Origin of the sequence: Ramlibacter sp. (assembly GCF_035706265.1) — a bacterium.
GTDB lineage: Bacteria > Pseudomonadota > Gammaproteobacteria > Burkholderiales > Burkholderiaceae_C > Ramlibacter.
The window spans coordinates 1-10,449 of record NZ_DASSVG010000565.1; the positions used below are offsets into that span (position 1 = coordinate 1).

The 10,449-nt window shown below is 71.6% G+C and carries 9 protein-coding genes; 2 read left to right on the forward strand and 7 right to left on the reverse strand.

The features are described 5' to 3' along the window. Positions 1-1,773: TAT-dependent nitrous-oxide reductase (nosZ, locus tag VFM98_RS20305; protein ID WP_325111708.1), on the reverse strand; the 1,773-nt coding region annotated here is incomplete at its 3' end. A 193-nt stretch (positions 1,774-1,966) separates the two neighbouring features. Between nosZ and VFM98_RS20310 the strand changes: the two genes are divergently transcribed. Together VFM98_RS20310 and VFM98_RS20315 are read left to right on the forward strand one after the other, a co-directional pair. Then, positions 1,967-2,371, forward strand: a complete 405-nt coding sequence (locus VFM98_RS20310; protein ID WP_325111709.1) for a c-type cytochrome — start codon at positions 1,967-1,969, stop codon at positions 2,369-2,371. A gap of 16 nt (positions 2,372-2,387) precedes the next feature. After that, complete coding sequence (locus VFM98_RS20315) at positions 2,388-3,401, forward strand: FAD:protein FMN transferase (RefSeq protein WP_325111710.1); 1,014 nt, start codon at positions 2,388-2,390, stop codon at positions 3,399-3,401. Positions 3,402-3,574: 173 nt separating this feature from the next. Here the strand turns inward: VFM98_RS20315 and VFM98_RS20320 are convergent, their stop codons facing one another. The 6 genes from VFM98_RS20320 to VFM98_RS20345 form a co-directional block, all read right to left on the reverse strand. Next, positions 3,575-5,473, reverse strand: coding sequence for a 2Fe-2S iron-sulfur cluster-binding protein (locus VFM98_RS20320; RefSeq protein WP_325111711.1), 1,899 nt, complete (start codon positions 5,471-5,473; stop codon positions 3,575-3,577). Further along, positions 5,473-6,963 (reverse strand): cbb3-type cytochrome c oxidase subunit I, encoded by a 1,491-nt coding sequence (locus VFM98_RS20325; protein ID WP_325111712.1) that lies wholly within the window; start codon positions 6,961-6,963, stop codon positions 5,473-5,475. Before VFM98_RS20325 ends, VFM98_RS20320 begins: the two co-directional genes overlap by 1 nt. Continuing rightward, complete coding sequence (locus tag VFM98_RS20330) at positions 6,960-7,460, reverse strand: hypothetical protein (protein WP_325111713.1); 501 nt, start codon at positions 7,458-7,460, stop codon at positions 6,960-6,962. Before VFM98_RS20330 ends, VFM98_RS20325 begins: the two co-directional genes overlap by 4 nt. Next, positions 7,457-8,908 carry a hydrogenase iron-sulfur subunit gene (locus tag VFM98_RS20335; RefSeq protein ID WP_325111714.1) on the reverse strand — a complete coding sequence of 484 codons (1,452 nt, stop codon included), beginning with the start codon at positions 8,906-8,908 and terminating at the stop codon, positions 7,457-7,459. The genes VFM98_RS20330 and VFM98_RS20335 overlap by 4 nt, the downstream gene beginning before the upstream one ends. Next, positions 8,883-9,677, reverse strand: coding sequence for an SCO family protein (locus tag VFM98_RS20340; RefSeq protein WP_325111715.1), 795 nt, complete (start codon positions 9,675-9,677; stop codon positions 8,883-8,885). Before VFM98_RS20340 ends, VFM98_RS20335 begins: the two co-directional genes overlap by 26 nt. Positions 9,678-9,846: 169 nt before the next feature. Beyond that, positions 9,847-10,449, reverse strand: a 603-nt coding sequence (locus VFM98_RS20345) for a protoheme IX farnesyltransferase (RefSeq protein WP_325111716.1), incomplete at its 5' end; no start/stop codon positions are given.

Sequence of the window (10,449 nt, forward strand, 5' to 3'; positions counted from 1 at the left end):
GTGCGTGAGGTCCTCCACCTTGTCCAGGTTGGTCAGGATGATCGTGACCTCGTCGCCCTTCTTCACCTTGAACTCGCGCAGGCTGAAGGCGGGCGCCTGGGAGGTCAGCTTCACCGTGACCTTGCGGCCGTTGCGGGTGACGCCGCTTTCCTTCGGGTCCTTGACGGCGAGCGGGAACTCGTTGAGGTCGTAGACCTGCTTGGGCTTGAGGATCTCGCGCTTGAAGATGATGAAGTCGTGCGGCTCGCCGCGCACCGGGTGGTCCGCCTTCAGCACCATCTTCTCGCCGGAAATGTCGATCAGCTGCTCGTTTTCCGGGTGCAGCGGGCCGACCGGCAGGAAGCGGTCCTTGGAGAACTTGCAGCCCACCGCCAGCCACTTGCCGTCGGCGGCCACGGTCTCGGAGTGCGAGGCGTTCACGTGGCCCGGCTGGAACTGCAGGTCGAGGCGATCGACCACGTACTTGGCGTTCTTGTCGCCGGCGTGGAACTTGATCGCGGCCTCCACGTTCCACTTCACCAGCGCGCTGTCGAGGAACAGGGTGGTGTAGGCGTTGCCGCGGCCGTCGAAGGCGGTGTGCAGCGGGCCCAGGCCCACTTCGACCTCGGCGACGATGGACTTGTCGGGGCCCTCCAGCTTGCCGTCGAAGTACTCCAGCACCTTGTCCAGCTGGATCACGGTGCAGGTGGGCGACAGCTTGCCGGCGCAGATGAAGTACTTGCCGTCGGGGCTGGCGTTCACGCCGTGCGGGTTCTTGGGCACGCTCACGTAGGCCACGAGCGCCGTCTTCGGGTCCTTGTTGGCTTCGCGCGTGCCGTCCACCACCGGCACCTTGGAGTCGCCGATCCGCTTGACCTTGCCGGCCTTGACGGCTTCCTCGATGCGGGCGATGTTGAAGAACAGGCAGGCGTCGCGCTCGGCGGACATCATGTCCTCGTACTTGGCGCCGTTCTCCACGTTGTACTGGTTGGTGGCGGCCAGCTTGCCGTCGTAGGAGGTGGCCACCAGGTCGCAGTTGCCGTCGATGAGCACCTGCCAGCGCACTTCCATGGTCTCGATGTCCACGCAGGAGAAGAGCGAGCGGTAGTGCTCCGGCTTCTCCAGGTCGGCCGCCGTCAGCGGAATGCCGAATTCGCCGCCGCAGAACACGCGCGTGCTGTAGTTGATCGCCGGATCGACCGGGTCGCGCTTGTCCGGGAAGATGCCGTGGAAGCCCTGCACGTTGGGCAGCTCGGTGATCTTGTCGCAGGTCAGGTAGTCGAGCCGGATGCGGGCGATGCGCGAGTTGATCTTGTCGTTGATGAAGGCGTAGCGGCCGTCGTAGTTGCCGTCCTTGTAGGTGGCGTGCGTGTGGTGCGTGTCCGCCACCGTGTACTTCAGGCTGCCATCGGGCTTGGTGCCCATGATGGCCTTGGACTCGTTCGTGACGCCCCAGCCCACCAGCACGTCGGGCACGAAGCAGGGGATGCGGTGGATCTCGCGGCCAGAGGGCAGGCCCAGCACGCGCATGTCGCCGTTGTGGCCGCCGCTCCAGAGGCCGTAGTAGGTGTCGAGTTCGCCCGGCTTGAGGTGGACCGAGGAGGACGTGCCTTCGTCGGCGTGCGACAGGGCCGCCGCATTGGGCTGCGGCGCCGGCGCGCTGGCAGGCTTGTCCGAACAGGCCGCGAGCCCGACGCCCGCCAGGCTGGCCGCCGCGGTATTGAGGAACCGGCGACGCCCCGCGGCGGCGGGGACTTCGGAGGCTGGCGTCGGTGCTTTGGACTTGGTAGTCATCGGATGTTCTGCAGTTCGTGAAATGAAATGCCGTGCGGACCTGGTTGACCGCTGGCCGCGTGCCGGCGTTTCGAATCATCGGCGCGCACTAGGGTTTCCACTTGAGTTTTGTCAAAGGTTGATCACAAATGCACCTTCGAAAGCGCGCGTGCTTCCTAGAATCGCGCTGCCCCCTCGAAAGGTTTGCGTACCCATGAATCGACTGACCCTCTGCCTCGCTCTTTCCGCCGCGGCGCTGCTCGCGGCTTGCGGCAAGCCGGAAAGCGCGCCTGCCCCTGCGGCCCCTGCGCCGGCCACACCGGCCGCCACCACCGTGGCCGCCGCCCCGGCGGCCGCACCCGTGAACGAACAAGGCAAGTCCGTGTTCGGCAAGACCTGCGCCCTGTGCCACGCCGCCGGCGTCGCCGGTGCGCCGAAGCCCGGCGACAAGGCCGACTGGGCCCCGCGCATCGCGCAGGGCAACGACACGCTGTACAAGCACGCGCTCGAAGGCTTCAACGGCAGCAAGGGCCAGATGCCCCCGAAAGGCGGCAACCCGGCGCTGGCCGATGCCGACGTGAAGGCGGCGGTCGATTACATGGTGTCGCAATCGCACTGAACGGAAGCGCAGCGCAGTGAAGCATCCGCAATCCGCGGCGCGGCGCCGCGTGCTGCTCGCCGGCGCCGGCCTCGCGCTGGCGCCGCTCGTGCTGGCGGCGACGCCGGGCGAGCAGGGCGTGCGCGCCTCGCGCGCGCTCATGGGCACGCAGGTGGACATCGCCGCGCGCGGCACGGATGCCGCGCTGCTGCGCGCCGCCAGCGACGCGGCCTTCGAACGCATGGCGGCGCTCGTCGCGGTGATGAGCCATTACTCGGCGACCAGCGAGGTCGCTGCCATCGGCCTGGCCTCGGGCCTGCAACCCGTGGCCGTCGCGCCGGAACTGCTGCAGGTGCTGCACATGGCACAGGGCGTGTCGCGGCAAAGCGGCGGCGCCTTCGATGCCACCATCGGCTCGCTCGGGCGCTGGCAGTTCGATCCGCAGGATCCGCGCATGCCGGCACCGGAGGCCATCCGCGCACGGCTCGGCGCGGTCGACTGGCGCCAGCTGGTGCTGGATGACCAGGCCGGCACCGCGTACCTGAAGCGCCGCGGCATGCGGCTCGACCTGGGCGGCATCGCGAAGCTGTACATCCTGCAAGCGGGCCTGGAGACGCTGCGCGCGCACGGCGTGCGCACCGCGCTCGTCAACGGCGGCGGCGACGTCGTTGCGATGAGCGAGCGCGGCGCACGGCCTTGGCGCGTGGGCATCCGCGACCCGCGGGTACCGCAGCGCCTGCTGGCCACGCTGGACGTGCGCGAGGGATTCGTCGCCTCGTCGGGCGACTACGAGCGCTTCTTCGTCCGTGGCGGCCGCCGCTGGCACCATGTGCTGGACCCGCGCACCGGTGAGCCAACGCAGGGCCCGCACGGGGTCACGCTGGTCGGCCGCGAGCTGCAGGCCGTCAACGGCCTCGGAGCGGCGGCGATGGTGCTGGGCGCGCGCGAAGGCCGCGCGCTCGTCGAGCGCACGCGCGGGGTGGAAGGATTGATCGCCGGTGCGGACGGCGAGCTGTGGGCCAGCGCGAGCTTGCGCGCGCGGCTGTCCTGACGCGCCGATTCGCGGCGCCGTGCCGTTCGTAGGTGGCGGTGAACCGCGCCGAAGGGCGCGCGTGAACCCCAGCGCTTCGCTGCGCTCACGCATCGCTGGGGTTCGGCCTGCGGCGCTCAGCTCCAGCCTACGAATGCGCGCCGCACGCGTACCCACTTCCGCGCGACACCTCCCTACACCGCCGCCCCCGCCGGCCGGAACGCGTCCGAGAAGCACGCGTCCTCGTCCAGCCCGCGCGCCAGCAGCGCCGGCACGGCGCTCTCCACCATGCGCACCGAGCCGCACACGTAGACCTCCACGCCGGCGAGCTCCGGTGCGTCGGCCAGCATCGCCTCGTGCACGAGCCCTGTGCGCCCGCTCCAGTGGTCCTGCGGCTGCGGCTCCGAGACCACGGGCACGACGCCGAACTGCGGATGCTCGCGCTGCCACTGCTCGGCGAGCGGCAGCAGGTACAGGTCCTGCGGCCGCCGCACGCCCCAGTACAGGCGCATGGGCCGGCGGATGCCGCGCTTGAACGCGTCCTCGAGAATGCTCTTGACCGGCGCGAAGCCGGTGGCGCCGGCGACGAAGAAGATCGGCCGCTCGCTCTCGGCCAGCCGGAAGCTGCCCAGCGGCCCTTCCAGCCGCAGCGTGTCGCCCACGCGCAAGCCCTCGAACACGTGGCCCGTGAAGCGTCCGCCGGGAATGCGGCGCACGTGCAGTTCGATCAGCGCGTTGTCGTGCGGCGGATTGGCGAAGGAGAAGGCGCGCCGCTGGCCGTCCGCGAGGATCACGTGGAGGTACTGCCCGGCGGCGAAGCGCAGGCGCTCGCCGCCGGGCAGGCGCAGCCACACGCGCATCACGTCGTCGGCCAGCCGCTCCAGCCGGATCACCTTGGCGTCGAACTCGCGCACGGCTACCGCACTGGCCCACGCATCGACCGTGACCGCCACGTCCTGCAGCGGCACCGCGCAGCACAGGAGCGCCTTGCCCTGCTGCTTCAGAGCGTCGGGCAGGGCGCTGCGCTGGTAAGGACGATGCGTGACGGCGCCGTGCTCCACGCTGCAAAGGCAGACGCCGCAAGCGCCGTTGCGGCATTCGAAGGGCAGCGGCAGCCCCTGGCGCAGGCCGGCATCGAGCAGCGTCTCGTCGGGCCGCACCGGCACCTGCACCGGCTCGCCCACCGGCCCGGCGAGCGTCATCGTGTGTTCGGCGATGCCGGCGACGCGCCGCCGCGGCCACCAGGGCAGCGTCGCCAGCAGCAGCGTGCCGGCGCCGGTGAGGGCCCACGCAGTTGCCAGCGCGCCGTCGGCGATCACAGGCAGCAGCGCAAGATAGAACCAGTCGGGCGCGATGCGGACCACCGCCTGGCCCAGGTCGGCGGCACCGCCCTGGCTCAGGGCCGGCTGCCCCAGCGAGAGCACCAGCAATGCCGCGACGATGCCGATCGCCACCGGCCGCGGCGGCGTGGTGCGGGCCTTGGGCACGCGCTGCACGTGTACCCACATCAGCAGCAGCACCGCGAGCGGCAACCCCACGTGCAGGAAGGACAGCAGCGAGAAGAAGCGGTCGCTGACGCTGCTCGCGTACATGAAGTTGCGCACCAGGCTGCCGCCGAAGGCCGGCAGCCAGTCCAGCCACTCGAAGCTGGCGATCACCACGAACTGCGCCAGCCGGTCCCAGGGCAGCATGTAGCCGTTGATGCCGGAGACGTACACCAGCCAGATCAGCACCACGCCGGTGAGCCAGGAGAACCAGCGCCAGCCGCGGAAGCGGTCGAACGCGAAGTGCCGCGCCAGGTGCAGCAGCATGGTGACGACCATCGCGTCCGAGGCGTAGCGGTGCACGCTGCGCAGCACGCCGCCGGCCCACCACTGGCCGTGCGTCAGCGCCTCCACCGAGGCGTGCGCCGCCGAAACGCCGGTCTCGAAGAAGGCGTAGAGGTACAGGCCGCTGCCCCCCACCAGCCAGAACAGGAAGAAGGTGATCGCGCCCAGGTGGTACAGCGGGTTCAGCTGCTCGCCGAAGGCGGCGTTGAACAGTTCCTCGGCACGCAGGAACAGGCGCTGCAACAGGGCTTGCAGGTGCGCCATCACGAAGCCGCCGGCACGCTGTACAGGGGCCGCGGGGCGCCCGCGCGCATGGCCCGCAGCACCACCACCACGAACAGCAGGCCGCCCACGATCGCGATTGCGCCGCCCAGGCCCATGAGGCCCATGCCGGCCACTTCGCCGGCGCTGCGCAGCACCTGTTCGGCGCCGGCTACCTTGCGCTGCACGCCGTAGCCGCCGGACCAGACCAGGCCGACGATGTGCATCAACTGGCCGGCGCCGTAGATCCAGGGCTGCGCCACGGCGAGCCGTCCCTGCGGCGCCGCGTAGCCGAGCACCGGCAGCAGGTGGTAGACGAGGCCCATCAGGGCCAGGGTCACGCCGACGATGCAGCCGTGGTAGTGCGCGGGGATGCGCACGTTGCTGCCGGCGATGAACACGCCGATCAGCCCGCCGGCGCCGAACAGCAGGATGGAGGCGAGCAGCGCCGCGCGCCAGGGCCGCGCCGCGGCCGGCAGCGGCGGCGCCGTGCGCAGCCCGACGAGGACCGCGAGCGCGATCGGCAGGATGGCGGGGCCGCCACCCAGGCGCATCGCCCACGTGAGCAGCGCGCGGTGTTCGACCGAGGCCACGTCCCAGGCCAGATAGGCCACCGGCGTGGCGAACACGGCCGCCAGCGCGAGGCCGAACATCAGCACGGTGACGCGCGGGCTGAGCGGCAGCCGCGCACCGCAGGCACCGGCCAGCCACAGCCACGCCACCAGCATCAGCAGGGTCCACGTGAACTGCAGCGCGTGACCGCCGCCCCAGAACAGGATCTCGTAGTAGGCCTTGCCCTCCAGCGTGGCGGGGACCTGGGTCCATGACCAGGCGAAGGCGAGCAGCGCCACCGCGCCGGCGATCGCCGCGGCGTTGAGGCCGAAGCGCAGCGCGCCGGGGCCGTCGAACGCGATCCCGAGCCGCGGCGCCTGCGCCAGCGTGCGCCACACCAGCAGGCCGGCGCCGGCGCCGAAGGCGAGCAGGCCGGCGAGGAAGACGCGCGAGGTGAGCACCGGGATGTAGTTGGCCATCACCGGCTCGCCAGCGCCGAGGAAGGGCGCCAGTGCCATCAGCGCCGTGCCGCTGCCGGCCAGGGCGAGAGCGGCGTGCGCGGTGCGGCGGGCGCCCGGTTGCGCGTTGAGGCTCCACAGCATGCCGGCCAGCGCGACGAACCAGACCAGCACCGACAGGTCCACGTGCACGACCAGCGCGACGCGGAAGAAGTCCGCCGTCGGCAGCAGCCGGTTCAGGCCGGGCGTGCGCGAGGCCACCAGCAGGATCGAGAACAGGCCCGAGCCGACCAGCGCCGCGAGGCCGAGGTGCAGCCAGCCGCGCGCCAGCGCGAGGCGGGCGTCGCGCGGTACCGGCAGGGTGTAAAGGCAAGCGGCCTGCGCCGCTGGCATGTCATTCCCGCGCAGGCGGGAATCCAGCGCAGAGCGTTGCGTGCGGTTCTGGGTCCCCGCCTGCGCGGGGACGACGGTGGGCGTGTTCATGAGAAGGTGATCCCTCCCTTTTGCGGATCGAAGTCGATCACCAGCACCTGCGCCGCCTGCAGCCGCACGGTGGTCTCGCGCACGTGGTCGAAGCCGGTGCCGGTGCCGTCCTTCAGCCGCACCACGAGGCGATGCTCGCCGGCGGCCACGTTCAGGCGGTGGTAGACGGAAGAAGCGCCGTCGCGCGACAGCCCCGAAGGCTGGGCGACATGGCGGAACACGGTGGCGCCGTCGAGGTCCACTTCCACCTGCACCGGCGCGCGCTCGCGCTCGCACTTCAGCGGCGTGCGCATGTTGGGCGCGAGCCTGGCCAGTTCCTCCTGCGTGTACGGGCGGCAGGGCGCGATGCGCTGGCCGTGGTGGATGAAGCTCACCTTCAGCACGGCCTCGCCGGGCGGCAGCGCCTGCCAGGCCGGCCAGCGCGAGAACACGCCGATGAAGAGCGCGAACAGGCCGTACAGGACGGCCTGGCCGAGCCACGCGCGCCAGGTCGTCATGCGATCGCCTCCAGCGCCGCGCGCACGCGTGCCTCCTCGCCGGGATCGGCCCAGACGGTGTGCCAGCGGCCGGCGGGCACGGAGGGACGCAGGCGCGGTTCGCGCTCGCCGCGCAGGCGCGCCTCGGTCCAGCGCGGGCCGAGCCGGTATTCGCAGCCGCCTTCGCGGCAGCCGCTCACCACCACGCTCGCGGCGCCGTGCTGCAAGGCGTAGTCCACGAAGGAAGGCGGCAGCATGCCGCTGCAGGGCAGGGTGAGCACCGCCACCTGCGGCCCGGCCAGCGCCTCGACGCGCGCGCCGTGTTCGCAGCCGACCAGCACCCGGCGCGCGCCCGCGGCCAGCGCCTGCTGGAGCCGCTCGCGCAGCGCGGCCAGTGGCCAGTGCGGCAGGTCGATGCCGGTCACGAAAGCCTCGCCGCTGCGGAAGGGGGTCGAGGAGGGGCAGGCGCCGGTGCAGATGCCGCAGCCCGCGCACGCGGCACTGCGCACCTGCGCGAGCGGCTGGCGGCGGCGCAGCGGATGCGCCACCAGCGTGATCGCCGCGTAGGGGCAGTCGGCCACGCAGCGGCCGCAGCCGTTGCAGTGCGCGGGCTCGACCTGCGCTACCGGCGCGCGGGGACGGCGCGAGGCAAACGGGAGGCAGAGCAGCCCCGCCAGCACCAGCGCGAGCAGCGCCCACACGAAAGACGCGGACGTGGCGGCGGCGAGCGGATGCACGAACAGCAGCAGCCAGTCGAAGGCCAGGCGCTGCGGCGCGTTGGCGAGTTCGGCCGTGCCCTGGCTTTGCACCGGCAGCAGGAGGGCCAGCGCCAGCAGCGTCAGCGTGGTCCCGAGCGCGAGCGGGCGGGCAGGGAACACGCGCGGCGTTCCGATGCGCTGCACGTGCGCCCAGCAGGCGAACACCAGCAGCAGCGGCAGGCCCAAGTGCACGAAGACGAACAGCGAGAACAGGCGGTCGCTCACCGCGCCGTAAAGGAAGTTGCGCGCCAGCGGCGAGCCGAGGAAGCCCAGCGCGTCGAGCCATTCGGCCGTGGCCAGGGCCGAGAACTGGCCGAGCCGGTCCCAGTGCAGCCAGAAGCCGCCGATCGCGCAGCCATACAGGATCGGAAGCAGCACCACGCCCGTGATCCACGCATGGCGGCGAAAGCGCTCGTAGCATCCGAGCACCCATTCGCGCGCCAGGTGCAGCAACGCGACCAGCACGAAGGCGTCGGCGGCGTAGCGGTGCAGCCCCCGCAGCGCGGCGCCAGCCGGCGTGCGCGAGAGCGCGCTGATGGAATCGTAGGCGCCGGCCGCCGAGGTCTCCAGCAGGGCGTACAACACGATGCCCGAGGCGGCCAGCAGCCACAGCAGCAGGAAGCCGATTGCGCCCAGCTGCTTGAGCGGGTCGGCCGCGGGCCCGAAGGCGCCGTCGAAGCCGTGGTCAAGCGCGCGCAGCCAGCGACGCACGGCGGCGCTCCCTGCGTCGCGCCCGCCATTCGTTGAGCATGTACAGCGCCACGAAAAGAATGAAAGTCAGGCCGCCCGCGATCTCCAGGGCCAGGCCGTAGTCGGTCCGGTAGGTTCCCGTCTTCGGGTCGTACACGGTGCAGAGGATGCGGATGCGGTCCACCAGCTCGCCGACCAAGCCCTGGGGCGGCAGCGGCTGGCCGGCCACCAGCGTTGCGAGCGCGTCGCCCAGCACGTCCACCGCCGGCTGGTCGCCGTAGACCTGGCGCACGATGCGGCCCTGCGCGTCGACCAGCGAGACCTGCAGCACGTGGTCGAAGCCGGCCGGCGTCGGCGCGTAGCGGAAGCCGAACTCGCGCGTGAGCGGCGCGACGACGGCGGCCGGTGCGCTCAGGAACTCCCAGTTCGGCCGCGCGATGCGGTGTTGCGCGGCGAAGGCCTTCATGGCCTGCGGCGAATCGGCCGGCTGGTTGAAGCCGATGCTCACCACGTTGAACTGCCGCTCGCCGAAGCGCGCCTGCAGCGCCTGCATCGATTGGTCGAGCGCACGCGTGGTGGCGGGGCAGACCTCGAAGCAGCCGGTGTAGATGAAGCTCACCAGCAGCGGCCGGCCGCGGAAGGCGGAGAGCCGCACCGGGCGGCCTTCGCGATCGAGCAGGGTGGGGTCGGGCATGGTGCGGCCGACGGCGGCCTGGCTGGCGCGCAGGGCGTCGGTGCGGTCGAGGACCGCGGATTCCTGCGCGGCTGCCAGCAGGGGCGCCAGCAGCATCACCGCCACCGCCCGCCGCAGCCACGGTCTTGCTCCCTCTCTCCCTGGGAGAGGGTTGGGGTGAGGGCACGCAGTGCGCTCATCGCTGCCCGGAGCGCCCCCACCCCAGCCCTCCCCCAAAGGGGGAGGGAGTGGAACGGGCCCGAGCGCGCGCATGGTGAAGATCCCCTCAGCGCAGGAACGCGTCCGCGGTCGCCGCCGCCAGCAGCGCGCTCAACTGGATCAACGACGCGAAGAACGCGCCCATCGCATTCAGCCGGCTTGGCCGGCGCGCCAGCCGCCACGTCTGCTTCACGAACCAGCCCCCGCCGCCCAGCGCACCCAGGCTATAGATCCACCCGGCACCAAACGCCAGCGGCAGCAGCGAAGCCATCACCAGCATCACCGTGCTCGCGAACACGATCCGCGCCGCCCGCACGTCGCCCACCACCACCGGCAGCATCGGGATCCCCGCGGCCAGGTATTCGCTGCGGTTGGCGATCGCGAGGCTCCAGAAGTGCGGCGGTGTCCACAGGAACAGCACCAGTGCCAGCAGCCAGGCCTGCGGCCCCGGCACGGGATCGGCCGCGGCCGCGCCGGCCAGCACGGCGAAGCTGCCGGCCAGCCCGCCGATCACGATGTTCCAGGGCGTGCGGCGCTTCAGCCACAGCGTGTAGACCACGCCGTAGAAGAAGGCGCCGAGGAATACGTAGAGCGCCGCCGGGCCATTGAGCAGCGCCCAGGCCGCGCCCACGGCGGCCAGCAGCAGCAGCGCCATCGGCACGAGCCACAG

Excerpts from the sequence above, each read along its gene's own strand:
- VFM98_RS20320 (WP_325111711.1), bottom strand. The coding sequence starts at position 5,473 with ATGGCGCACCTGCAAGCCCTGTTGCAGCGCCTGTTCCTGCGTGCCGAG.
- VFM98_RS20330 (WP_325111713.1), bottom strand. The coding sequence starts at position 7,460 with ATGACGACCTGGCGCGCGTGGCTCGGCCAGGCCGTCCTGTACGGCCTG.
- VFM98_RS20325 (WP_325111712.1), bottom strand. The coding sequence starts at position 6,963 with ATGAACACGCCCACCGTCGTCCCCGCGCAGGCGGGGACCCAGAACCGC.
- VFM98_RS20310 (WP_325111709.1), top strand. The coding sequence starts at position 1,967 with ATGAATCGACTGACCCTCTGCCTCGCTCTTTCCGCCGCGGCGCTGCTC.
- VFM98_RS20340 (WP_325111715.1), bottom strand. The coding sequence starts at position 9,677 with ATGCTGCTGGCGCCCCTGCTGGCAGCCGCGCAGGAATCCGCGGTCCTC.